Annotated in this window: 21 protein-coding genes; 19 read left to right on the plus strand and 2 right to left on the minus strand. The window is 70.2% G+C overall.

Going from position 1 to position 22,914, the window contains the following annotated elements; all coding sequences use genetic code 11:
• Window positions 1–26: 26 nt before the first annotated feature.
• Window positions 27–1,175 carry a peptidylprolyl isomerase gene (locus ACWD0F_RS44285; RefSeq protein ID WP_449887979.1) on the minus strand — a complete coding sequence of 383 codons (1,149 nt, stop codon included), beginning with the start codon at window positions 1,173–1,175 and terminating at the stop codon, window positions 27–29.
• On the opposite strand from ACWD0F_RS44285, the gene ACWD0F_RS44290 reads away from it, so the two are divergent.
• From ACWD0F_RS44290 to aspS, 3 genes are read left to right on the plus strand one after another with little or no spacing between them, the layout of a single operon-like run.
• Window positions 1,116–1,718 carry an MBL fold metallo-hydrolase gene (locus ACWD0F_RS44290; protein WP_449887980.1) on the plus strand — a complete coding sequence of 201 codons (603 nt, stop codon included), beginning with the start codon at window positions 1,116–1,118 and terminating at the stop codon, window positions 1,716–1,718. The genes ACWD0F_RS44285 and ACWD0F_RS44290 overlap by 60 nt on opposite strands.
• The gene (hisS, locus tag ACWD0F_RS44295; RefSeq protein ID WP_449887982.1) at window positions 1,718–2,977 is read left to right on the plus strand and encodes a histidine--tRNA ligase; all 1,260 of its coding nucleotides are present in this window, start codon (window positions 1,718–1,720) and stop codon (window positions 2,975–2,977) included. The genes ACWD0F_RS44290 and hisS overlap by 1 nt, the downstream gene beginning before the upstream one ends.
• Window positions 2,978–3,032: 55 nt before the next feature.
• Window positions 3,033–4,769: an aspartate--tRNA ligase gene (gene aspS, locus ACWD0F_RS44300; protein WP_449887984.1), complete on the plus strand. Its 1,737-nt coding sequence runs from the start codon at window positions 3,033–3,035 to the stop codon at window positions 4,767–4,769.
• 52 nt (window positions 4,770–4,821) lie between these two features.
• On the opposite strand, the gene ACWD0F_RS44305 is transcribed toward aspS, so the two are convergent.
• Complete coding sequence (locus ACWD0F_RS44305; protein ID WP_449887985.1) at window positions 4,822–5,715, minus strand: peptidylprolyl isomerase; 894 nt, start codon at window positions 5,713–5,715, stop codon at window positions 4,822–4,824.
• Window positions 5,716–5,880: 165 nt separating this feature from the next.
• Here ACWD0F_RS44305 and ACWD0F_RS44310 point away from each other — a divergent pair, with 165 nt between their 5' ends.
• The 16 genes from ACWD0F_RS44310 to ACWD0F_RS44385 all read left to right on the plus strand — a co-directional run bounded on the left by ACWD0F_RS44310 (window position 5,881) and on the right by ACWD0F_RS44385 (window position 22,880).
• Window positions 5,881–6,363: a DUF2231 domain-containing protein gene (locus tag ACWD0F_RS44310; RefSeq protein ID WP_449887986.1), complete on the plus strand. Its 483-nt coding sequence runs from the start codon at window positions 5,881–5,883 to the stop codon at window positions 6,361–6,363.
• Between the two features lie 69 nt (window positions 6,364–6,432).
• Window positions 6,433–7,674, plus strand: coding sequence for a replication-associated recombination protein A (locus ACWD0F_RS44315; protein WP_449888038.1), 1,242 nt, complete (start codon window positions 6,433–6,435; stop codon window positions 7,672–7,674).
• A 159-nt stretch (window positions 7,675–7,833) separates the two neighbouring features.
• The gene (locus tag ACWD0F_RS44320; RefSeq protein ID WP_449887988.1) at window positions 7,834–8,223 is read left to right on the plus strand and encodes a DUF948 domain-containing protein; all 390 of its coding nucleotides are present in this window, start codon (window positions 7,834–7,836) and stop codon (window positions 8,221–8,223) included.
• The gene (locus tag ACWD0F_RS44325; protein WP_449887990.1) at window positions 8,220–8,450 is read left to right on the plus strand and encodes a hypothetical protein; all 231 of its coding nucleotides are present in this window, start codon (window positions 8,220–8,222) and stop codon (window positions 8,448–8,450) included. Before ACWD0F_RS44320 ends, ACWD0F_RS44325 begins: the two co-directional genes overlap by 4 nt.
• A 17-nt stretch (window positions 8,451–8,467) precedes the next feature.
• Complete coding sequence (gene alaS / locus ACWD0F_RS44330; RefSeq protein ID WP_449887992.1) at window positions 8,468–11,152, plus strand: alanine--tRNA ligase; 2,685 nt, start codon at window positions 8,468–8,470, stop codon at window positions 11,150–11,152.
• Between the two features lies 1 nt (window position 11,153).
• A complete protein-coding gene (gene ruvX, locus ACWD0F_RS44335; protein ID WP_449887994.1) occupies window positions 11,154–11,633 on the plus strand; it encodes a Holliday junction resolvase RuvX in 480 nt (159 codons plus the stop codon).
• Between the two features lie 377 nt (window positions 11,634–12,010).
• The gene (gene mltG / locus ACWD0F_RS44340; RefSeq protein ID WP_449887996.1) at window positions 12,011–13,057 is read left to right on the plus strand and encodes an endolytic transglycosylase MltG; all 1,047 of its coding nucleotides are present in this window, start codon (window positions 12,011–12,013) and stop codon (window positions 13,055–13,057) included.
• A 211-nt stretch (window positions 13,058–13,268) separates the two neighbouring features.
• Window positions 13,269–14,426 (plus strand): endolytic transglycosylase MltG, encoded by a 1,158-nt coding sequence (gene mltG, locus ACWD0F_RS44345; protein ID WP_449887998.1) that lies wholly within the window; start codon window positions 13,269–13,271, stop codon window positions 14,424–14,426.
• A gap of 153 nt (window positions 14,427–14,579) precedes the next feature.
• Window positions 14,580–15,464 carry a shikimate dehydrogenase family protein gene (locus tag ACWD0F_RS44350; protein WP_449888000.1) on the plus strand — a complete coding sequence of 295 codons (885 nt, stop codon included), beginning with the start codon at window positions 14,580–14,582 and terminating at the stop codon, window positions 15,462–15,464.
• Window positions 15,465–15,723: 259 nt separating this feature from the next.
• A complete protein-coding gene (gene infC, locus ACWD0F_RS44355) occupies window positions 15,724–16,410 on the plus strand; it encodes a translation initiation factor IF-3 (protein ID WP_449888002.1) in 687 nt (228 codons plus the stop codon).
• Between the two features lie 125 nt (window positions 16,411–16,535).
• The gene (gene rpmI, locus ACWD0F_RS44360) at window positions 16,536–16,730 is read left to right on the plus strand and encodes a 50S ribosomal protein L35 (protein ID WP_393175469.1); all 195 of its coding nucleotides are present in this window, start codon (window positions 16,536–16,538) and stop codon (window positions 16,728–16,730) included.
• Window positions 16,731–16,754: 24 nt separating this feature from the next.
• Window positions 16,755–17,138, plus strand: coding sequence for a 50S ribosomal protein L20 (rplT, locus tag ACWD0F_RS44365; RefSeq protein WP_449888004.1), 384 nt, complete (start codon window positions 16,755–16,757; stop codon window positions 17,136–17,138).
• A gap of 66 nt (window positions 17,139–17,204) precedes the next feature.
• The gene (locus tag ACWD0F_RS44370; protein WP_449888005.1) at window positions 17,205–18,008 is read left to right on the plus strand and encodes a TrmH family RNA methyltransferase; all 804 of its coding nucleotides are present in this window, start codon (window positions 17,205–17,207) and stop codon (window positions 18,006–18,008) included.
• A gap of 98 nt (window positions 18,009–18,106) precedes the next feature.
• The gene (locus tag ACWD0F_RS44375; protein ID WP_449888039.1) at window positions 18,107–19,153 is read left to right on the plus strand and encodes an ATP-binding protein; all 1,047 of its coding nucleotides are present in this window, start codon (window positions 18,107–18,109) and stop codon (window positions 19,151–19,153) included.
• 131 nt (window positions 19,154–19,284) lie between these two features.
• Entirely contained in the window at window positions 19,285–20,325 is a 1,041-nt protein-coding gene (pheS, locus tag ACWD0F_RS44380) for a phenylalanine--tRNA ligase subunit alpha (RefSeq protein WP_449888041.1), read from the plus strand.
• Window positions 20,325–22,880 (plus strand): phenylalanine--tRNA ligase subunit beta, encoded by a 2,556-nt coding sequence (locus ACWD0F_RS44385; RefSeq protein WP_449888007.1) that lies wholly within the window; start codon window positions 20,325–20,327, stop codon window positions 22,878–22,880. Before pheS ends, ACWD0F_RS44385 begins: the two co-directional genes overlap by 1 nt.
• Window positions 22,881–22,914: the final 34 nt, after the last annotated feature.

Here is a 22,914-nt window from a genome sequence, read left to right on the forward strand (position 1 = left end):
CTACTTCGTCCCTAGTTTGTATTACGTCAGCTCTTGCCGGCGATTGTCACGCTTTTGATTTCGACGGTTTGCTTGGGCGCCCCGGTCCCGTCCCCTCCGGCGTCGGCGATGATGCCCGCTTTGTTGACCTTGTCCAGGATGTCGAGCCCCTTGGTGATCGTACCCACCGGCGTGTAATCCGGGGTGAGCCCGATGTCTCCGAAAACGAGGAAGAACTGGCTCCCGGTGCTGCCCTTCGCCTGCGTCTTGGCCATGGCCATCACGCCGCGCTTGTACTGGGCGCCTTCGAGGTTCTCCTCGGCCATCACGTAGCCGGGGCCGCCAGAGCCGTCCTGGCTCTTGCCGTCGGCCTTGGCCGTCGGGTCGCCGCACTGCAGCATGGGGAACTTGTCGCTGCCGAGACGGTGGCACTTGCTGCCGTTGTAGTACTTCTTGCCGGCCAGGAACTCCAGCGAGTTGGTCGTGCACGGCGCCTTGGCGTTGTCGAGCTCGACCACGATGTCGCCCACATTCGTCTTGAACGTCATCGCCTTCTTGGCCGGCGTCGTCTTCACCTTCGTCGGCGGCGTGCCGACGTCCTTGATCTGCCCGCCGGACGCGTCGGCGACGTAGTCGCAGGTGCCCGTGGCCGCGTCGAACGGCTTCGGGCCCGCGGCCGGCTCCGCCGCGGCGGTGTCGGCCGCCGACGCCGTGGGCGAGGCCGCGGCCTCGGTGGACGTGTCGTTGCCTCCCAGCAGTGCCACCGCGGCCACGATGCCACCGACGACGATGACCACGCCCACGGTGGAGCCGATGATCGCCGTACGCTTGGCCTTCTGCTCGCGCTCGATGCGGCGCTGCATCTGCCGCTCATGGTGCTCGCGCGCCAGTTGCTTCTGCCGGTCCTTCCCCGTGGTCACCGCTTTGCCTCCTATAGTCAACGAACTGAGGTGGGCGAATCGTATCGGCCAACGGGTAATGATTCGCAGCCCGGCGACCCGCACCGGTACCCTTCGGTTACATTCCCATTGGCTTTTCGACGAGATCACCTGAGGCAGATGCTCATCGCCGGCTTCCCCGCAGGGGCCTTCCAGACCAATTGTTACGTTGTCGCGCCTGCCCCCGGCGAGGAGTGCGTGATCGTCGATCCGGGCCAGGACGCCACGGAAGGCGTCGACGAGCTGCTGCGCGAGCACCGGCTCAAGCCCGTCGCGGTCCTGCTCACCCACGGCCACCTCGACCACGTCTGGTCGGTCGCCCCGGTCTGCGGCGCGCGCGACGTGCCCGCGTGGATCCACCCCGACGACCGCCACCTGCTGTCCGACCCGGCCGCCGGCTGGTCCGGCGCCAGCGCCTCGATGTTCGCCGGTCTGACGCTGAGCGAGCCCGACGACGTGCGCGAGCTGTCCGACGGCGCCGTGCTCCCGCTGGCGGGCCTCGAGCTCGTGGTCGATCACACGCCCGGCCATACCAAGGGGTCGGTGACCTTCCGGCTGCCCGGCGACGAGATCATGTTCGCGGGTGACCTGCTGTTCGCCGGCTCCATCGGACGCACCGACCTTCCCGGGGGCGACTACCCGACCATCCTGCGCAGCCTGGCTACCAAGTGTCTGCCGCTGCCTGACGATACGGTCGTCCTGCCGGGCCACGGACCACAGACCACGATCGGCCGCGAGCGCTCGACCAACCCATACTTGAAGGAAGCAGCGCCGCACGCCGGTCCCACACGAGGGATCTAATGAGCTTCCAAGCACCGAAAGGCACCTTCGACTGGCTGCCGCCCCGCTCCGAGCGGGTTCTCGCCGTGCGCGAGGCGCTCGCCGAGCCGCTGCGCCTGGCGGGCTACGGCTACATCGAGACGCCTGTCTTCGAGGACACACAGTTGTTCGCCAGGGGCGTAGGCGAGTCGACCGACATCGTCTCCAAGGAGATGTACACCTTCCCCGACAAGGCGGGCCGCTCCCTCACGCTGCGCCCCGAGGGCACGGCCTCGGTCGTGCGCGCGGTGCTCCAGCACAACCTGCACATCGGCCAGCTCCCGGTGAAGTTGTGGTATTCCGGCAGCCAGTTCCGCTACGAGCGTTCCCAGAAGGGCCGCTACCGCCACTTCTGGCAGGTCGGAGCCGAGGCGCTCGGCTCCGAGGAGCCGGCGCTCGACGCCGAGATGATCCTGCTGGGCGCCCGTGGCTTCGCCTCGCTCGGGCTCAAGGGCGTGCGCCTGCTGCTCAACACGCTCGGCGACAGGACGTGCCGTCCCGCCTACCGCACCGCGCTGCAGGAGTTCCTGCGCGGGCTCGACCTCGACGAGGACACCAGGGCGCGCATCGAGATCAACCCGCTGCGCGTGCTCGACGACAAGCGGCCCGAGGTCCAGGCCCAGCTCGCCGGCGCCCCGCTGGTGGTCGACCACCTGTGCGCGGCCTGCAAGGCCTACCACGAGGAGGTCCGGGCCCTGCTGACCGCCGCCGGCGTCGCGTTCGAGGACGATCCCCGACTGGTCCGCGGGCTCGACTACTACACCCGCACCACGTTCGAGTTCGTGCACGACGGGCTCGGCTCGCAGTCGGCGGTCGGCGGCGGCGGACGCTACGACGGGCTCAGCGAGATGCTCGACGGCCCCCCGCTGTCGGGCGTGGGGTGGGCGCTCGGCGTCGACCGGACGTTCCTGGCCATGGAGGCCGAGGGTCTGATCGACGAGGACGCGCAGCCGCGTGTCCAGGTGTACGGTGTCCCGCTGGGTGACGAAGCCCGCCGCCGGATGTTCCTGCTCATCGCCGGGCTGCGCGAGGCGGGCGTCAGCGCCGACATGTCCTACGGCGGCAAGGGGCTCAAGGGCGCGATGAAGGGTGCCGACCGCTCGGGCGCCCGGTTCGCGCTGATCCTGGGCGAGCGTGACCTGGCGGCCGAGGCCGTGCAAGTGAAAGACCTGACCACCGCCGAGCAGACCCAGGTCCCGCTGGCTCAGGTCGTCGACTTCTTGAAGGGGAAAGTGCAGTGATCGGCGCGTCAGGGCCGCTGCCGCCCCTTCCCTATCCGTACGAGAGGAATGTGCAGTGATCCGCACGCATACGGCCGGGTCGCTCCGCGAGGAGCATGCCGGCCAGCAGGTGACGCTCGCGGGATGGGTGGCCCGCCGCCGCGACCACGGCGGCGTCGTCTTCATCGACCTGCGTGACGCCTCCGGCTCGGCGCAGGTGGTCTTCCGCGAGGAGGACCACGCCCACGACCTGCGCGCCGAATACTGCGTGCAGGTCGTCGGCCAGGTCCGGGTGCGCCCCGAGGGCAACGCGAACCCCGACCTGCCCACCGGCGCGATCGAGGTCGTGGCCGATCGGGTCGAGGTGCTGAGCGAGTCGGCGCCGCTGCCGTTCCCGATCGAGGGCAACGTGGGGGTGTCGGAGGAGGCGCGGCTGAAGTACCGCTACCTCGACATCCGCCGCCAGCAGGTGGCGAGCGCGATGCGCACCCGCTCCAAGGCCACCTACCTGGCCAACGAGGTGATGCACGAGCTCGGCTTCGTCTACGTCGAGACGCCCACCCTGACCCGTTCCACGCCGGAGGGCGCGCGCGACTTCCTGGTGCCCGTCCGCCTGCAGCCGGGCAACTGGTACGCCCTGCCGCAGTCGCCGCAGCTCTTCAAGCAGCTCCTGCAGGTGGCCGGCCTGGAGCGCTACTACCAGCTCGCCAAGTGCTACCGCGACGAGGACCTGCGGGCCGACAGGCAGCCGGAGTTCACCCAGATCGACGTCGAGATGTCCTTCGTCGACCAGGAGGACGTCATCGAGGTCGGCGAGAAGCTGATCGGCCGGCTGTGGCGGGAGATCGCCGGCTACGAGCTGCCGCTGCCGCTGCCGCGCATGACCTACGCCGACGCGATGGCCCGCTACGGCTCCGACAAGCCCGACCTGCGCTTCGGCCAGGAGCTCGTCGAGATGACCGGCTACTTCGCGAGCACGCCCTTCCGCGTCTTCCAGGCCGACTACGTCGGCGCCGTCGTCATGCCCGGCGGAGCCTCGCAGACCCGCAAGGAGCTCGACGGCTGGCAGGACTGGGCCCGCTCGCGCGGCGCCAAGGGCCTGGCCTACGTGCTCGTCCAGGAGGACGGCACGCTCGGCGGCCCGGTGGCGAAGAACCTGTCACAGGAGGAGCTCTCCGGGCTCGCCGCGCAGGTCGGAGCCGAGCCGGGCGACGCGATCTTCTTCGCGGCCGGCGCCAGGAGCGCCTCGCGCGACCTGCTCGGCGCGGCCCGGCTGGAGATCGGCCGCCGCTGCGGCCTGATCGACGAGTCGTTGTGGTCGTTCCTGTGGGTCGTGGACGCGCCCATGTTCGAGGAGGACGGCGAGGGCGGCTGGACGGCCGTGCACCACCCGTTCACCGGCCCCAAGCCGGAGTGGGCCGACAACTTCCAGGACAAGCCGGACGAGGCCCTGGCCTACGCCTACGACATGGTCTGCAACGGCATGGAGATCGGCGGCGGCTCGATCCGTATCCACCGGGCCGAGATGCAGCAGCGCGTCTTCGACGTGCTGGGCATCTCCAAGGAGGAGGCCGAGAGCAAGTTCGGCTTCCTGCTGGAGGCGTTCAAGTACGGCCCCCCGCCGCACGGAGGCATCGCCTACGGCTGGGACCGGATCTGCATGTTGTTGTCGGGCGGCGACTCGATCCGTGACGTGATCGCGTTCCCGAAGACGGCCTCCGGGTTCGATCCGCTCACCGCCGCGCCCACGGCGATCACGCCGGAGCAGCGCAAGGAGGCGGGCGTCGACGCCAAGCCGAAGGCCGAGGTGTAGGACGCACGAAAAAACGGCAGGCACCGCGGTGCCTGCCGTTTTTCGTACGCGCTTACTTGACCGTGACCTTCTTGATGATGATCGGGTTCTTCGGCGCGGTGGACCCGCCGTCGCCCGTGATGTCGTCGGGGTTGACCAGGACGCCGTCCTTGGCGACCTTCTCGATGATGTCCAGGCCGGACTTCACGATGCCCAGCACCGAGTACTGCGGCTCCAGCTGGGCGTTCTCGTCCGACAACGAGATGGCGAACTGGCTGCTGTTCTGCCCGGCCGCGTCCGTCGGCTGCGTCAGGAACACCACGCCCTTGGTGTAGGGGACGACGCCGACGGCCTCGTCGCCGAACACGTAGCCCGCGTTGCCCTGGCCGTCCGTGGGGTTCTTGCCGTCGGCCTTGGCCTGCGGGTCGCCGCACTGCAGCAGGAACAGCCCGGCCGTCTCCGGCGTCACCAGCCGGTGGCACTTGGTGTCGTTGTAGAAGCCCTTCTTGGCCAGGAACGACATCGAGTTGACCGAGCACGGGCTGGAGTTCGGGTCGACCTCGATGACGACGTCGCCGTGGTTCGTGCTCACGGTCATCGTGCTGAGCTTCATGTTGGGCTTCTTGCCGGGCAGCCCCACGTACTTGTGGGGAACCGAATTGTCACGCTTGTAGGTGCAGGAGATCGAGCCCGGCTTCTTGGGCGTGGTGGTCGGGAGCTCCGTCGGCCCCGGGGACGTGGAGGCCGAGGCGGAGGCCGAGGGCGTGCTCGCCGCCGAGGCCGTCTTGTTGCCGTCGTTGCCCACCAGGGTGGTCGCCGCGAAGATGCCGCCGGCGACCACGACCACGGCCACGCCCGCGCCGATGAAGGTGTTGCGCCTCCCCTTGGAGGTCTGTTCGGCCGCGCGCTTCTCCTGCCGCTCCTTGTGCTCGCGCGCCAGCTCGCTCTGGCGGTCTTCGCCGCTCACCGCTTCTCCTTCATTTTGCCGACTCATGACCAAACAACTCCGCGCATGCTACCGGCCTTCGTGATGTGCCGGACGTAAGTGGAAAAGCCTGCCGAGTGTGGTCGAAGGGGTCGCGAACCTTATGGTGCCCGGAAGCGTAGTTGAAATGAGCACTAAGGAGACCCCATGTTCGACCAGATCCTGGGCCTGCCGGCCCATGCGCTGATCATCCACTTCGCCGTGGTGCTGACCCCGCTGCTCGTCGCCGTCGCGGCGGTCTACGCGCTGCTGCCCCGCTGGCGTACGTACCTGGCGTGGGCGGTGGTCCTGCTCTCCCTGGCCGCGCCCGTGTCGGTGTTCGCGGCCAAGCAGAGCGGCGAGAGCCTCAAGGTGGCCCGCTTCGCCACCGTGGACGGCGAGCTCGGAACCCGCATCTCCACCCACGAGAGCTTCGCCACCCCGCTGCTGCTGTCGGTGCTCGGGCTCGCCGTGGCGGCCGTGCTGCTCGTGGTCGCCACCCGCCCGGCCCGCGCGTCGGTCGGCGGCGACCGGTTCGGCCGTCCCGTGACGCTGACCCTGTCGGGGCTGACGCTCGCGGTGGCCGCGGTGGCCGCCTACTTCGTCTTCCAGGCGGGCGACTCCGGCGCGAGGGCCGTGTGGGGCATGTAATCTCGCGGTGTGGATAGCCTGTTCGACTCGGCGGCTGAGGAGGCCACCCCGCAGCCCCTCGCGGTGCGGATGCGCCCGCGCACGCTCGACGAGGTGATCGGCCAGCGGCACCTGCTCGGCCCCGGCACCCCGCTGCGGCGCCTGGTCGAGAGCGAGGCGCCCATGTCGTTGTTCCTGTGGGGGCCGCCGGGCACCGGCAAGACCACCCTCGCCTACGTCGTCTCCAACGTCACCGAGCGCCGTTTCGTCGAGATCTCCGCCGTCTCGGCCGGAGTCAAGGACGTGCGGGCCGCCATCGAGGGCGCCCGGCGTGAGCTGGGCATGTCCGGCCGGCAGACGGTGCTGTTCGTGGACGAGGTGCACCGCTTCAACAAGGCCCAGCAGGACGCGCTGCTGCCCGCCGTGGAGAACCGCTGGGTCACCTTCATCGGCGCCACCACCGAAAACCCGTTCTTCTCGGTCATCTCGCCGCTGTTGTCGCGCTCGCTGCTGCTCACGCTGGAGTCCTTGTCCGACGACGACGTCCGCGCGGTGTTGCGGCGGGCCGTGTCCGACCCGCGTGGCCTGGGCGAGCGCGCCACGCTCGCCGCCGAGGCATCGGAGCATCTCGTACGCCTCGCGGGCGGCGACGCGCGCAGATCGCTGACCTACCTGGAGGCGGCCGCGCTGCTGGCCGACGACATCACCGTCGAGGTGGTGGAGAAGGCCGTCGACAAGGCCGCCGTGCGCTACGACCGGCAGGGCGACCAGCACTACGACGTGATCAGCGCGTTCATCAAGTCGATGCGCGGATCCGACGCCGACGCGGCACTCCACTACCTCGCCCGCATGATCGAGGCGGGGGAGGACCCGCGCTTCATCGCCCGCCGCATCGTCATCTTCGCCTCCGAGGACGTCGGCATGGCCGACCCCGCGTGCCTGCAGACGGCGGTCGCCGCCGCGCAGGCGGTGCAGCTCATCGGGCTGCCGGAGGGGCAGATCAACCTCGCGCACGCGGTCATCCACTGCGCCATGGCCCCCAAGTCCAACGCCGTGGTCAAGGCCATCGGGGCGGCCATCGGCGACGTGCGGCGCGGGCTGATCGGGCAGGTGCCCGGCCATCTGCGCGACGGCCACTATCCGGGGGCGGCCAAGCTCGGGCACGGCGACGGCTACAAATACCCGCACGACTTCGACCATGGGCTGGTGCGCCAGGACTACGCGCCCGAGCAGGTGCGCGAGCGGCGCTACTACGAGCCGACGCGGCACGGGGCGGAGGCTCCGGTGGCCGACCGATGGGCCAGGATCCGCGACTTCCTGCGCGGCGCCTGACACCGCGCTTTTTCACGGGTGCCGCCCTGATGAAGGCGGTCACGGAAGTGCCAGGAGCCGTCGTGGCGGCCTCATCGTGCCCGGCTTCCTCACTAATGTTGTCACTCGAACGCGATAGGGTCATGCCGTTCCGGCCCAGCTTACGAGGGAGATGCGCGGATGCTTACCGCTGGAGAGGTCGCGGGGTTGATCGCTGCCACGGGCTGGGTGGTCCTGGTCTGCGTTCTGTCCATGGTGCTCGTCAAGCTGGCCCGGCTGCTCACCGAGACCAGCAAGGCGGTCTCCGAGCTGAACGACCGCCTGACGCCGCTGCTCGACGACATGAGCGTCACGGTCAACGAGACCAACAGGCAGCTGATCGCCGTCGAGGCCATCGCCAAGGACGTCAAGCAGGTCAGCGGGCACGCCGCCAAGCTGAGCGCGGTCACGCAGACCATGTTCACCGGGCCGCTGATCAAGGTGTCGTCGCTCGGCTACGGCGTGCGCCGCGCCATCGAGGCCCGCCGGCCGTCCAGGCCCAAGACCGTGCGGCCGAGGCGGGCGCGATGATCAGAAGGCTGTTCTACCTGTCGCTCGGCGCGTTCCTCGCCTTCTGGGTGATGCGCAGGTTGCAGGCGCTGCACCCCGACCATGTCGCCCGCAGGACCGCCCAGGGCGCGGCGGGGATGCTCCGGCAGGTGAGAGACTTTACTTCCGACGCGCTCGGCGAGGCCGCCGAGCGCGAAACACAGTTGCGGGCGCGCTTCGAGCTCGGCAACGCTGAAGACAACCACTAACGCAAAGGATGGCCAAGATGGAGTCGGCAGAGATAGCCCGCCGCTTCCTGCGCTTCTTCGAGGAGCGTGGGCACAAGGTAGTGCCCTCGGCCAGCCTGATCGCTGAGGACCCCACGCTGCTCCTCGTTCCTGCCGGTATGGTGCCGTTCAAGCCGTACTTCCTGGGGCAGCGCAAGCCTCCGGCGTCCCGGCTGGCCACTGCGCAGAAGTGTGTGCGCACCCCCGACATCGAAGAGGTCGGCAAGACCACGCGGCATGCCACGTTCTTCCAGATGCTGGGCAACTTCTCCTTCGGTGACTACTTCAAGGCCGAAGTGATCCCGTTCGCGTGGGAGCTGCTCACCAAGTCGGAGTCCGACGGAGGTTTCGGCTTTCCCGAGGATCGGCTCTGGGCGACCGTCTATCACGACGACGACGAGGCGTACGACATCTGGCGCAACCGCGTCGGCGTGCCCGACGAGCGCATCCAGCGCCGCGGCCTGGAGGACAACTACTGGCACATGGGCGTGGCCGGTCCCGGCGGCCCCTGCTCGGAGATCTACTACGACCGCGGTGCCGAATACGGCAAGGAGGGCGGGCCCGTCGCCGACGAGGACCGCTACCTCGAGGTGTGGAACCTCGTCTTCATGCAGTATCAGCTCAGCCAGGTCCGCAGCAAGATCGACTTTGACGTGGCGGGCGAGCTGCCGGCCAAGAACATCGACACCGGCATGGGCCTGGAGCGCATGGCGACGATCCTGCAGGGCGTCGACAACCTCTACGAGATCGACACCACCTACAAGATCCTCGACAAGGCGGCCGAGCTCACCAAGACCCGCTACGGGCGCGACCACCGCGCCGACGTCAGCCTGCGGGTGATCGCCGACCACGTCCGCACCGGCACCATGCTGGTCGCCGACGGCGTCATGCCCGGCAACGAGGGCCGCGGCTACGTGCTGCGCCGCATCCTGCGCCGGTCCGTGCGCAACCTGCGGCTGCTCGGCTCCGGCGACGAGCGCTACATGCACGAGCTGACCGAAGTCGCGATCAACGTGATGGGCGAGCAGTACCCCGAGCTCAAGAACGACGCGCCGCAGATCCACGCGGTCGTGGACGCGGAGGAGACGAGCTTCCTGGGCACGCTCCGCACCGGCACCGCGATCTTCGACGTGGCCGTCGAGGAGACCAAGCGCAAGTCCGCGTCCACGCTCTCCGGCGACCAGGCCTTCCAGCTCCACGACACCTACGGCTTCCCGATCGACCTGACGCTGGAGATGGCGTCCGAGCACGGGCTCACGGTCGACGAGGAGGGCTTCCGCCGCCTCATGAAGGAGCAGCGGCAGCGGGCCAAGGCGGACGCGGCGGCGAAGAAGACCGGCAACGCCGACATTTCCGTCTTCGGGCAGTTGCTGGAGACGGCGGGCAAGATCGAGTTCCTGGGCTACGACCAGACCGAGGCCGACACCAGCATCGTCGCCATCCTCGTCGACGGCGTGCCCGTGCCCGCGGTGGGCGCCGGCACGACCGTGGAGGTCGTGCTCGCGCGCACGCCGTTCTACGCCGAGGGCGGTGGCCAGCTCGCCGACCAGGGCGTGATCCGCACCAGCGGCGCCGAGGTGGAGATCACCGACGTGCAGTCGCCGCTCGCGGGCCTCGTCGTGCACCGCGGCAAGATCCGCAGCGGCGAGCTCAAGGTCGGCGAGGACGCGCAGGCGGAGATCGATCTGGAGCGCCGCCGCGCGATCTCGCGCAGCCACAGCGCCACCCACCTCGTGCACCGCGGCTTCAAGAACGCGCTGGGCGAGACGGCGGCCCAGGCCGGCTCGGAAAACTCCCCCGGCCGCTTCCGCTTCGACTTCACCGCGGCGGGAGCCGTGCCGCCGAGCGTGCTGCGTGACGTCGAGGACGAGGTCAACGCCATCCTCATCAACGACCTCAAGGTCAACGCCTTCTACACCTCGCAGGCGGAGGCCAGGGCGATGGGCGCGCTGGCCATGTTCGGCGAGAAGTACGGCGACGAGGTCCGCGTGGTCGAGATCGGCGACTACTCCCGCGAGTTGTGCGGCGGCACCCACGTCCACAGCTCCGGCCAGCTCGGCCTGGTCAAGGTGCTGGGCGAGCAGTCGGTCGGCGCGGGCGTGCGCCGCGTCGAGGCGCTCGTCGGCATCGACGCCTTCCGCTTCCTGGCCCGCGAGAGCGTGCTGGTGGCGCAGCTCACCGAGCAGCTCAAGGCGCGCCGCGAGGAGCTGCCCGAGCGCATCGAGGGCATCGTCACCCGGCTGCGCACGGCGGAGAAGGAGCTGGAGAAGGTTCGCTCGGCGCAGGTGCTCCTGGTGGCCGGCGACCTGGCGACCCAGGCTCGTGACCTGCACGGAGTCTCCGTCGTGACACACCGCGCGCCTGATGGCACCGGCGCCGACGACCTGCGTAAGCTCGCGCTTGACGTGCGTGGCAGAATCCCGGCTGACCGGCCGGCGGTCATCGTGATCGCCGGTGCCCCCTCCGACCGGCCCGTGGTCGTTGCCACGGTCAACGAGGCGGGACGCGAGCGCGGGCTCAAGGCCGGGCAACTGGTCGGCGTCGCCGCCAAGGCTCTTGGGGGTGGCGGTGGCGGCAAGGACGATGTCGCGCAGGGTGGCGGCACACGGCCGGAGGCGATCGGCGACGCGCTGCGCGTGGTCGACCAGACCATCGCCGACCAGATCACCGGCCAGCGCGGCTGACATGAGGTTCGGCTCACGGATCGGCGTCGACGTCGGCTCCGTACGCGTCGGCGTGGCCCGCAGTGACCCCTCGGGGATGCTGGCCACGCCGGTCGAGACCGTCAGGCGCGGCAAGGGCGACCTCGCCCGCATCGCCGCGATCGTCGATGAGCACGAGGCGATCGAGGTCGTGGTCGGGCTGCCCAGGTCGCTGTCCGGGCGTGAGGGGCCGGCGGCCGCGCTGGCGCGTGACTTCGCCGTCGCCCTCGCGGCCCGGCTCGCGCCGACGCCCGTACGGCTCTTCGACGAGCGGCTGACCACGGTGGCCGCCCAGCACGGGCTGCGGGCCAGCGGCGTCAAGGCCAAGAAGCAGCGGGGTGTCGTCGACCAGGCGGCCGCGGTCGTGCTGCTGCAGGACGCGCTCGACAACGAGCGTGCCACGGAAAGACCACCGGGCAGGCCCGTCGAACCGCCTACAGCGGCCGACGGACCTGCGTCGTGAACGGCACTCCACCCGAAGACGGGGACGACCTCGGCGACGTGATCCCGTTCCGTTCCGAGGACGGCGCGGACACGGGTGACGTCGACGCTGTGACCGGTGCTGCCGGGGATGGCGCCGCCGCTGATGCCGGGGGTGCTGCGGGTGCCGGCTCGGACGGCGTCCTTGGCACCGGTGACACTCTGGGCGCTGGTGGCGCCGAAGACCCGCACCGAGTTGGTGGCGCTGGAGGCCCGCACCAGGCTGATGGTGCCGACGACCCGCACCAGGCTGGTGGTGCGGGAGGTTCGGACCTGGCTGACGCCGGAGGCCCGGACCGGGCTGGTGGTGCCGGAGGCTCACACGGGGCTGGTGACGCCGGCGATGCGGAGGTCGTCGCGGTGCCCGCGCAGCGTGGGCGGGCCATGCGTAAGGCCGGATTGCTCTCGGCCGGGCTGGTCGCCGGGCTGCTGGCTCTGGGCGGCGGGGCGATCGCGGTGCTCAAGCCGTACCTCAGTCCCGACGACTACGACGGGCCGGGCAACGGCGCGGTGACCGTGCGCATCGTTCCCGGCTCCAGCGCGGCCGCCATCGGCTCCGCGCTGGCCGACGCCGGGGTGGTGGCCAGCGCGCAGTCCTTCGTGAACGTGGCCGAGGACCGGGCGCTGAGCGACCGGCTGCGGCCGGGGCACTACCGGCTGCGCAAGGGCATGGCGGCGGGAGCGGCGCTCGACCTGCTGCTCGCGCCCGCCTCCAGGGTCGTGCGGCGGGTCACGCTGCCCGAGGGCATGCGAGTGAGCGAGGTGCTGCGCCGCGTCGCCCAGCAGACCGGGCTGGCGCTCAAGGAGTTGCAGGGCGTCGACCGGGCTCTCGTCGGGCTGCCCAAATACGCCCAGGGCCTGGAGGGGTTCCTGTTCCCCGCCACCTACGAGATCGAGCCGGGGGACACGGCCGTGGACGTGCTGGCGGCGATGGCCGAGCGCTTCCACGCCGCGGCCCGGCAGGTGGGCCTGGAGGAGCAGGCCGCCCGGGTGAACCTGACGCCGCTGCAGGCCGTCACCGTGGCCAGCATGATCCAGGCTGAGGGCGGGACCGACGAGGACTACCCGAAGATCTCCCGGGTGATCTACAACCGCCTGGCGAAGGGCACCCCGCTGGAGATCGACAGCACGGTGCTGTACGCGCAGAATCGCCGGACCATCAAAGTCACGGAGAGCGACACCAAAGTCAACTCTCCCTTCAACACCTACCGCCGCAAAGGGCTGCCTCCTGGACCGATCGCCAATCCTGGAGAGAAGGCGCTGATAGCAGCCCTGAACCCCGCAGAGGGCGATTGGCACTGGTTTGTGACGACGGATCCGGCGCATAGAATCACCAAATTCACCAACAAAGAGAGCGAGTTCGTGAGATACCGGGAAGAGTTGAACAAGAACCTCGGGACGGGCTGATGTTCGACAGGACCCCCTCTGTCCTCGCACGAAAACCCCAAAACGGGGCATTCGTCCTCTTCTGGTCCGCTAGCATGGCTACCCAGAGTGATCTCCGCTGGTCGTCAAAGCCTGCCCAGCGGTTCCCCCAGTTCCGCTCGGTTACTCCAGCCGGTTCGGCAGCTCCGCTCGACGCCTGGCCGGCCGTACCGGGAGATTGGCCAGCGCATCTATGAGCGATCTCGATCTGAACACTCTGCTCGGCGCCGAGGACGACGAAGGTCGGCCCCGGCGCCGCACGCGTGGCTCCGCCAAGCGCGGCAACGGGCGCCGGCGGCGCAGGCGCCGCAACCGGGGCGGGTTCATGGCGCCGCTGCTCGCCTTCGTCGTGCTGGCGGGCATCATCGGCGGTGGCGGCTACTACGGCTATCTCTGGCTCAGCGACGCGCTCGTGCCCGACGACTACAGCGGTCAGGGCAGCGGCGAGGTCGTCGTGGAGATCAAGGACGGCCAGAGCGCCTCGGACGTGGCGCTGGAGCTGGAGCGGCAGGGGGTCGTGGCGAGCGCCAAGGCGTTCACCAACGCCATCGCGAACGCGAACATGAGCGACAAGCTGCAGCCCGGCGAGTACCAGCTGCGCAAGAACATGTCGGCCGCCGCCGCGGTGGCGCAGCTCGTCCCGAACAACCGCCTGCTGGAGACGGTGACGATCAAGGAAGGCCTGCGGCTGTCCGACACCCTGACCACGCTGGCCAAGGAGACCAAGAAGCCGATCAAGGAGTTCACCGCAGCGGCCAAGGATGTCGGCGAGCTCGACCTGCCGCCCTACGCCAAGGGCAAGCTGGAGGGGTACGCCTTCCCCGCCACGTACGAGTTCCAGCCGAAGACCACGCCGTCGCAGATGCTGGCGGCCATGGTCAAGCGCTTCAACCAGACGGCCGAGCGGACCGACCTCGAAGCCGGCGCCAAGGAGCTCGGCCGCACGCCGCACGACATCATCGTCATCGCCAGCATCATCCAGGCGGAGGCCGGCCGGCACGAGGACATGCCGAAGATCTCCCGCGTCATCTACAACCGGCTCACCCACGAGCCCGAGATGAAGCTGGCGATGGACAGCACGGTGATGTACGCGCTGAACAAGTACGGCACCGCGGCCACCTTCGCGGAGACGCACATCAAGCATCCGTACAACACGTACGAGCGCATCGGCCTGCCGCCGGGGCCGATCGCCAACCCGGGTGACCACGCCATCGAGGCGGCGCTGAACCCGGCGAAGGGCAGCTGGCTCTTTTTCGTCGCCACCGACCCCAAGAGCCCGGTCACCAAGTTCGCCACCACGGATGCCGAACGCCAGGCGCTGCTGGCCGAGTACGAACGCAACGGGGGCTGATCGTCAGGCGGGCTTCAGGCCCGCCTGACACCGTTTCCGTGCGCGGCGACCCTTCTTTCTGTGCGGCTTCGCCCTCTCGCCGTGAGGCGCGTTGCGGCCCGCCGCGTGGTCGCGCGTTGGCGATAAGGTTTCTGTCGTTCGGAAGGAGTGGGGATGCGCGCTGCCGTGATGGGGTCACCCATCGGCCATTCGCTCTCGCCTTACCTGCACCGGGCCGCCTATCGGGCGATGGGCCTCGACGGCTGGCGTTATGAGGCCCTGGAGTGCGACGAGGCGCGGTTGCCCGGATTGCTGGCGGAGCTCGTGCCCGTGCGCGGGCAGGTGGCCGCCGGAGGTGCGCCGCGCCGCGACGTGGCCGGTGACGAGGACGCCTGGGCGGGGCTCTCGCTCACCATGCCGCTCAAGCGGGCCGTGCTGCCCCTGCTCGACACCGTGTCCGAGCTGGCCGTCGAGGTCGGCGGGGCCAACACCGTGGTGTTCCGCGACGGGAAGGGCCACGGCGACAACACCGACGTCTGCGGCATCGTGCGGGCGCTGGCCGAGGCGGGGGTGCCGGCGCCGCGCTCGGCGACCGTGCTGGGCGGCGGCGCCACGGCGGCCTCCGCGCTGGCGGCGCTGCGGGACCTGGGGCTGTTCTCGGCGACCCTGCTGGTGCGTGAGCCGTCCAGGGCGGGGGAGACGGCCGGGGTGGCCGAGCGGCTGGGCGTGGCGCTGGCGGTGGAGACGTTCGACAAGCTCGACGCCCTGACCGGGGTGGATCTGGTGGTCTCGACCCTGCCCAGCGGGGCGGCCGACGTCTTCGCCGACCGGCTCGCGGGGGTGCCCGCGCTCTTCGACGTCGTCTACGCGCCCTGGCCGACGCGCGCGGCGGCGGCCGTGCGGGCCGGGGGCGGGACCGTGGTGGGCGGGTTCGGGATGTTGCTGCATCAGGCGGTGCGGCAGGTGGAGCTGATGACCGGGCGGACGGATGTGCCGGTGGAGGTCATGCGCGCCGCCGGGGAGGCGGAGATCCTCCGGCGGTCGGCTCAGCGGGCTTGATCTCGGGCTGTCACCGCAGCTCGCGTCGGCATTCCCGGCCACGCGGGATGATTCGAGGAGAGCCCGTGGTTGTGGTAATGTAGCTCTCTGATCGGTCCGGCACTCCTTGCTGGACGCGCAAGCGGAGGTCTCCTCCCACCTGAGTCGCCGAAAGGCGGCCGGGTCAAGGATCACGCCGGACTCTTCCGGGGAGCTCAAGGCCATGACGCCGAAGAGCTCAGTGGCCCCGCATGCGCGACGTGCGGGGCTTTTCGCGTCAGTGGCGAAGAGCCTTCCGTACGACGAGCACGTAGGGATCGCGAACCTAGGAGGCCCCATCAGCACTGAGCCCCGCATCAACGAGCGTATCCGAGTTCCCGAGGTTCGCCTCGTGGGCCCGAACGGCGAGCAGGTCGGCATCGTCTCCATTCACGACGCGCTGAAGCTCGCCCAGGAAGCCGACCTCGACCTCGTCGAGGTCGCGGCAACGGCTCGACCGCCCGTGTGCAAGCTCATGGACTACGGCAAGTTCAAGTACGAGTCCGCGATGAAGGCGCGCGAGGCGCGCAAGAATCAAGCGCACACGATCATCAAGGAGATCAAGCTCCGGCCGAAGATCGACCCGCACGACTACGAGACCAAGAAGGGTCACGTGGTGCGGTTCCTCAAGGCGGGAGACAAGGTCAAAGTCACGATCATGTTCCGTGGCCGTGAGCAGTCCCGGCCGGAGCTCGGCTTCCGGTTGCTGCAGCGGCTGGCGGACGACGTCCAGGAGCTCGGTTTCGTGGAGTCCCACGCCAAGCAGGACGGCCGTAACATGATCATGGTGATCGGTCCGCACAAGAAGAAGGCCGAGGCCAAGGCCGAGAAGGCCGCGGCCAAGGCCCAGCGTGGCAGCGAGGAGCCCTTCCCGGAGAGCGACGAGCCCTCCGTGGAGAGCGGGGAGTCTTCCGCACAGGAAGGGTGACCTGCGGTTGGGGTTAGCCTTACACGGCACCCCGATTAAGCCACCGGCAGACGAAGCACGCCGCTACCGGGCCGGCCAGCACCGGCCCGGCCAGTGGCACGACCGAAACGAGGAGAGACGGCGACATGCCGAAGATGAAGACGCACAGCGGTGCGAAGAAGCGGTTCCGGGTCACCGGCACCGGCAAGATCAAGCGCCGCCGCGCCAACCGTGCGCACTACAACGAGTGGAAGTCGTCCACGCTGACGCGCCGTCTCAAGAACGAGGTCGTCCTTTCCGACGCCGACTCCAAGAAGATCAAGAAGCTGCTCGGCAAGTAGCGCGAACCCCCGGGGAGAAGAACAATGGCACGCGTGAAGCGGGCGCTCAACGCCAAGAAGAAGCGTAAGGTCGTCCTCGAAAGGGCGAAGGGTTACCGTGGTCAGCGGTCGCGTCTGTACCGCAAGGCCAAGGAGCAGATGCTCCACTCGATGACGTACGCCTACCGGGACCGGAAGGACCGGAAGGGCAATTTCCGTCGTCTGTGGATCCAGCGGATCAACGCCGCCGCTCGTCAGAACGGTATGACCTACAACCGCCTGATCCAGGGTCTGCGTCTGGCCAACATCGAGGTCGACCGCAAGATCCTCGCTGACCTGGCGGTCAACGACAGCCAGACTTTCGCCACGCTCGTCGAGGCCGCCAAGAAGGCGCTCCCGGCGGACGTGAACGCTCCGGCCGCGAGCTGAAGCGCAGTTAATCGAGGGGCCCGCCGGCGACGGTGGGCCCTTTGCCGTATCCACCAGGGGGAGTGCATGGCGGGGTCCGAGCTGACCAACGTGAGGTCGCCGAGGGTGAAGGCGGCCAGGCGGCTCACCAAGCGGGCCTTCAGGGACCAGGACCGCAGGTTCCTGGCCGAGGGGCCGCAGGCCGTGCGCGAGGCCCTCAAGCTCGACGGCGTGACGCTGGAGCTGTTCAGCACCGCCGAGGCCGAGCTGCGCCATCCCGAGTTGATCACCGAGGCCACGCTCCAGGGCGTCCCCGTGCACCGGGCCAGCGGCGAGGTCATGGCGGAGCTCTCCCAGACCGTGACCCCGCAGGGGCTGGTGGCCGTCTGCAAGCTCGTGCACGTCCCCCTCGACGAGGCCCTGGCGGGCACGCCGAGCCTGGTCGCGATGCTGGCCCACGTGCGCGACCCGGGCAACGCCGGCACCGTGCTGCGGGCCGCCGACGCCGCCGGCGCCGACTCCGTGATCTTCACCGACGCCTCCGTCGACCCCTACAACGGCAAGTGTGTCCGCGCCTCCGCTGGCAGCCTGTTCCATCTTCCCGTCGTCATCGGTGCACCGGTGAGCTCCGCCGTGCGTCAACTCAGGGAGCGGGGGCTGCGCGTGCTGGCGGCGGACGGCACGGGCAAGCACACGCTCGACGACGTCGATCTGTCGGGTCCCACCGCGTGGATCTTCGGCAACGAGGCCTGGGGACTTCCGGAGGAGGTGCTCGCCGAGGCGGACGACGTGGTCCGGGTGCCCATCTACGGCCAGGCTGAGAGCCTCAACCTGGCGACCGCGGCGGCGGTATGCCTTTACGCGTCGGCTAGAGCGCAGCGAGTGCCCTAGCCGGGTGGAAACCCGCTATTGTCGGCGATGTAGGCGGAGGAGGCAAGGTCGTGCACGGCGCAGACACCGACGGGCGAGTGGTTGCGGCCTCGTGCACGATGGCCATCGACGACCTGCCCGACGGGCTCATCGTGACCGACAGGTTCGGCTGCGTGGTCGCGGTCAACCGGGCGGCGGCGCGGCTCACCGGCGTCTCCATGGAGCGCGCGGTCGGCAGGCCCATGAGCGACGTGTTCCCCTTCCGCGACCATGACGGGCGCGACTGGTGGAAGGCGCTCGACCCCGAGGGCGGGCTCCGCATCCGCAGCAGGGTGCCGGAGCGGCCACTGCACCTGCCGGGCGGCCAGGAGCTCTACGTCGCCGCCAGGCTCGTCCGCGAGCCCGAGCGCGGCGGCGAGGTCGAGCGGGTGACGATCACCCTGCGCGACGGCGGCGCCCGCGCCCGGCTGGAGCGCAGCCGCGCCGACCTGGTCTCCACCGTGGCCCACGAGCTGCGCTCGCCGCTGACCAGCGTCAAGGGGTTCACGGCGACGATGCTGGCCAAGTGGACGCGCTTCACCGACGAGCAGAAACGCGTCATGCTCGAAACCGTCAACAACGACGCCGACCGCGTCACCAGGCTCATCACCGAGCTGCTCGACGTCTCGCGCATCGAGTCCGGGCGGCTGGAGGTGCGCCGCCAGGTCGTGGACGTGCCGGCCAGGACCCGCCGGCTCATCGCGGGCCGGGTCGCGGCCGGTGAGGCCGAAGAGCGGTTCAAGCTGGTCGAGGGCGACCACCTGCCCGAGATGTGGCTCGACCAGGACAAGGTCGACCAGATCCTGGGTAACCTGGTGGAAAACGCGCTGCGCCACGGGCGCGGCACTGTGACGATCGAGATCGAGTCCGTCGGATGGGGAGTGGCCGTGTCGGTGCGCGACGAGGGCGAGGGCATCGAGCCCGAGCTGGCTCCGCGCGTCTTCCGGCAGTTCTGGCGGGGCGGCAACAGCCGCAGACGCGGCGGCACCGGGCTCGGCCTGTTCATCGTCAAGGGCCTGGTCGAGGCGCACGGAGGCACGATCACGGTGCAGCGGGCGCCCGAAGGCGGGGCGGAGTTCCGATTTACCGTGCCCACCGGCACGCCCGACTTCGCCGCCTCCGTCTGACGGCGGGATTCGGGCCCGGTGGGCGGCTCCCACTAGACTCTTTTCCGCTCAAGCCCTGGATACGGAGCTCACTCTTGTCTGACTACGACCCCGTCGAGGTGACACCGTTGCATGCCGACGAGCTGTCCCGCATGGAGGCCGACGCCCTCACGGCGATCAAGGCGGCCGACAGCCTCGACGCACTCAAGCAGGCCCGGCTGGCGCACGCGGGTGACCGCTCGCCCATCGCCCTGGCCAACCGCGAGATCGGCGCCCTGCCGCCGGCCGCCCGCGCGGAGGCGGGCAAGCGCATCGGCGGCGCCCGCAAGGCGATCAACGAGACGCTGGCCGCCCGCCAGGCCGAGCTGGAGGCCGAGCGCGACGCGCGGGTGCTCATCGAGGAGAGCGTCGACGTCACGCTGCCCTGGGACCGGCGGCCGCGCGGCGCCCGCCACCCTCTCACCACGCTGCAGGAGCGCATCGGCGACGCCTTCGTCGCCATGGGCTACGAGGTGGCGGAGGGGCCCGAGCTCGAAGGCGAGTGGTTCAACTTCGACGCCCTCAACATCGCCAAGGACCACCCGGCCCGCTCGGAGCACGACACGTTCTTCGTCGAGTCCACCGGCTCCGGCATGGTGCTGCGCACACAGACCTCGCCGGTGCAGGTCCGCGCGCTGCTCCAGCGCGAGCTGCCGGTCTACGTGATCTCGCCGGGCAAGACGTTCCGCACCGACGAGCTCGACGCCACCCACACCCCGGTCTTCCACCAGACCGAGGGGCTGGCCGTGGACGAGGGCCTGACGATGGCCCACCTCAAGGGCACGCTCGACCGGTTCGCCGAGGTGATGTTCGGCAAGGGCATCACGACCCGGTTCCGGCCCAACTACTTCCCGTTCACCGAGCCGTCCGCCGAGATGGACCTCAAGTGCTTCGTCTGCCGGGGCGCCTCGGCGGTCCCCGGTAACCCGCCCTGCCGCACCTGCAAGTCCGAGGGCTGGATCGAGTGGGGCGGCTGCGGCATGGTCAACCCGCGCGTGCTGATCGCGGCCGGGATCGATCCGTCGCGTTACTCCGGGTTCGCGTTCGGCATGGGCATCGAGCGCACGCTCATGTTCCGCCACAACGCCGAGGACATGCGTGACATGGTCGAGGGCGACGTGCGCTTCACCCTCCCGTTCGGAATGGAGATCTGATGAAGGTCCCGCTTTCCTGGCTGCGGGAGTATGTCGATCTCCCGGCGGTCACCGCTCACGAGGTGGCCGACAAGCTGACCGCGGCCGGGCTCAAGCTCGAATCGATCACCTCCCACGGCCACGACGTCAAGAACGTCGTCGTCGGCGAGGTGCTGGAGATCGAGGAGCTGACCGGGTTCAAGAAGCCGATCCGGCACTGCCGGGTCGAGGTGGGCGAGGCCACGCCGCGCGAGATCGTCTGCGGCGCGAGCAACTTCGCCGCCGGCGACCGCGTGCCGGTGGTGCTGCCGGGCGGCGTGCTGCCCGGCGGGTTCGAGGTGGGCGCGCGTAAGACGTACGGGCGCCTGTCCGAGGGCATGATCTGCTCCGAGCGCGAGCTCGGGCTGGGCGACGACCACGACGGCATCATGGTGCTGCCGGCGGACACGCCGATCGGCACCGACGTGGTCGAGCTGCTCGGGCTGCGTGACGACGTGATCGAGCTGGAGATCACGCCCGACATCGGATACGCGCTGTCGATCAGGGGGGTGGCGCGCGAGGCGGCCATCGCGTTCGGGGTGGGCTTCCACGACCCCGCCGACGTCGAGCTGCCCGCCGCGACCGAGCCGTCGTGGCCGGCCTCGATCGCCGACCCGAGCGCGTGCGACCGGTTCGTGCTGCGCGAGGTCCACGGCTTCGACCCGGCCGCGCGGAGCCCGCTCTGGATGCGCGTACGCCTCGCGCGGGCCGGCCTGCGGCCCGTGTCGCTGGCCGTCGACATCACCAACTACCTGATGCTGGAGCTGGGCCAGCCGCTGCACGCCTTCGACCGGGCCAGGCTGCGGGGCGAGATCGTCGTCCGCCGGGCCCGGCCCGGCGAGCGGCTGGAGACGCTCGATCACGTGGTGCGCGAGCTCGACCCCGACGACATCCTGATCACCGACGACTCAGGGCCGATCTCCATGGCCGGCACCATGGGCGGCCTGGAGAGCGAGATCTCCGGCGGCTCGACCGACATCGTCATCGAGGCCGCCCACTTCTCGGCGACCGGCATCTCGCGGGAGTCGCGCCGGCACGGTCTGGTGTCGGAGGCGTCCAAGCGCTTCGAGCGCGGGGTGGACCGGGAGTTGCCGCTGGTCGCCTCGTGGCGGGCCGCGCGGATGCTGGCCGAGTTGGGCGGCGCCACGGTGTCGCCCGGGGTGACGCACGCCGAGGTGGCGGTCACGCCCGCGCGCGTCGCGATCCCGGCCGGCTTCCCGGGCACCGTGGCCGGCGTCCCCTACGCCAAGCAGACCGTGGTCTCGCGGCTGGAGCAGGTCGGCTGCGTCGTCGCCGACGGCGACGACCCCGCGGTCCGCGAGGGCGGCGTCGATCCGACCGGTGTGGTGACCGGCGGCGCGCTCGCGGCCAGGCTGGCCGTCACCGGCGACGACATGATCACGGTGACGCCACCGTCGTGGCGGCCCGACCTCACCGACCCCAACGACCTCGCCGAAGAGGTCATCCGGCTGGAGGGCTACGAGAATCTGCCGTCGGTGCTGCCCTCCGCCCCCGCCGGGGCCGGGCTCACCGAGGGCCAGCGGCTGCGCCGGCGGGTCGGCCGGGCGCTGGCCGAGGGCGGCCACGTCGAGGTGCTCAGCTACCCGTTCATCAGCGGCGACGACTTCGACCGGCTCCAGCTGCCCGCCGACGACGCGCGGCGCCGCGCGATGCGGCTGGCCAACCCGCTGTCGGAGGACGAGCCCCTGATGCGCACGACGCTGCTGCCGGGGCTGCTCAAGACCCTGGTGCGCAACGCCGGACGCGGGTTCGCGGACGTGGCGCTGTTCGAGATGGGGCCGGTCTACCGGCCGCGCGAGAACGCGCCCCGGGTCGCGCCGGTGCTCGGCGTCGAGCGCCGGCCGACGGCCGAGGAGCTGGCCTCGATCGAGGCGGCGCTGCCCGACCAGCCGCTGCGGGTCGCCGTGGTGCTGGCCGGAGAGTTCGAGCGGTCCGGCTGGTGGGGCCAGGGCCGGGCGGCCACGTGGGCCGACGCGGTGCAGGCCGCGCGGCTGGTGGCGGCCGAGTCGGGGGTCGAGCTGTCGATCAGCGCCGACCAGCACGAGCCCTGGCACCCCGGGCGGTGCGCCGCCCTCTACGCCGGTGACACACTGGTGGGGCACGCGGGTGAGCTGCATCCGCGGGTCATCGAGGCATACGGGCTGCCGCCGCGTACGTCGGCCATGGAGCTGGAGTTGTCGCGGCTGGAGTCGGTCATGCCCGGGCCCGTCGCGGCGCCCGCGGTCTCGCCATATCCGGTCGCCACGCAGGACGTCGCCCTGGTGGTGCCCGACTTCACGCCTGTCGCGGATGTGGAGGCGGCCCTGCGCGACGGGGCCGGGGAGCTGCTGGAGTCGATCCGGCTGTTCGACGTCTACGCCGGGGAGCAGGTGGGCGAGGGCAACAAGTCGCTCGCCTACACGATGCGGTTCCGGGCGCCTGACCGTACGCTGACGGCGGAGGAGACCACCGCGGCGCGGGACGCGGCGGTGGCGATGGCCGCCGATCGCGTGGGGGCTCAGCTCCGCAGCGCCTGAGCTTGACCAGGGGGGCCGGCACGGCGACGCCGTG

This window comes from Nonomuraea sp. NPDC002799 (genome assembly GCF_053592075.1).

What these genes read in the sequence shown, in the direction of transcription:
- hisS (WP_449887982.1), top strand. Translation starts at nt 1,718, where the DNA reads ATGAGCTTCCAAGCACCGAAAGGCACCTTCGACTGGCTGCCGCCCCGC.
- ACWD0F_RS44310 (WP_449887986.1), top strand. Translation starts at nt 5,881, where the DNA reads ATGTTCGACCAGATCCTGGGCCTGCCGGCCCATGCGCTGATCATCCAC.
- ACWD0F_RS44315 (WP_449888038.1), top strand. Translation starts at nt 6,433, where the DNA reads ATGCGCCCGCGCACGCTCGACGAGGTGATCGGCCAGCGGCACCTGCTC.
- ACWD0F_RS44320 (WP_449887988.1), top strand. Translation starts at nt 7,834, where the DNA reads ATGCTTACCGCTGGAGAGGTCGCGGGGTTGATCGCTGCCACGGGCTGG.
- ACWD0F_RS44325 (WP_449887990.1), top strand. Translation starts at nt 8,220, where the DNA reads ATGATCAGAAGGCTGTTCTACCTGTCGCTCGGCGCGTTCCTCGCCTTC.
- alaS (WP_449887992.1), top strand. Translation starts at nt 8,468, where the DNA reads ATGGAGTCGGCAGAGATAGCCCGCCGCTTCCTGCGCTTCTTCGAGGAG.
- ruvX (WP_449887994.1), top strand. Translation starts at nt 11,154, where the DNA reads ATGAGGTTCGGCTCACGGATCGGCGTCGACGTCGGCTCCGTACGCGTC.
- mltG (WP_449887998.1), top strand. Translation starts at nt 13,269, where the DNA reads ATGAGCGATCTCGATCTGAACACTCTGCTCGGCGCCGAGGACGACGAA.
- ACWD0F_RS44350 (WP_449888000.1), top strand. Translation starts at nt 14,580, where the DNA reads ATGCGCGCTGCCGTGATGGGGTCACCCATCGGCCATTCGCTCTCGCCT.
- rpmI (WP_393175469.1), top strand. Translation starts at nt 16,536, where the DNA reads ATGCCGAAGATGAAGACGCACAGCGGTGCGAAGAAGCGGTTCCGGGTC.
- rplT (WP_449888004.1), top strand. Translation starts at nt 16,755, where the DNA reads ATGGCACGCGTGAAGCGGGCGCTCAACGCCAAGAAGAAGCGTAAGGTC.
- ACWD0F_RS44370 (WP_449888005.1), top strand. Translation starts at nt 17,205, where the DNA reads ATGGCGGGGTCCGAGCTGACCAACGTGAGGTCGCCGAGGGTGAAGGCG.
- ACWD0F_RS44375 (WP_449888039.1), top strand. Translation starts at nt 18,107, where the DNA reads ATGGCCATCGACGACCTGCCCGACGGGCTCATCGTGACCGACAGGTTC.
- pheS (WP_449888041.1), top strand. Translation starts at nt 19,285, where the DNA reads ATGGAGGCCGACGCCCTCACGGCGATCAAGGCGGCCGACAGCCTCGAC.
- ACWD0F_RS44385 (WP_449888007.1), top strand. Translation starts at nt 20,325, where the DNA reads ATGAAGGTCCCGCTTTCCTGGCTGCGGGAGTATGTCGATCTCCCGGCG.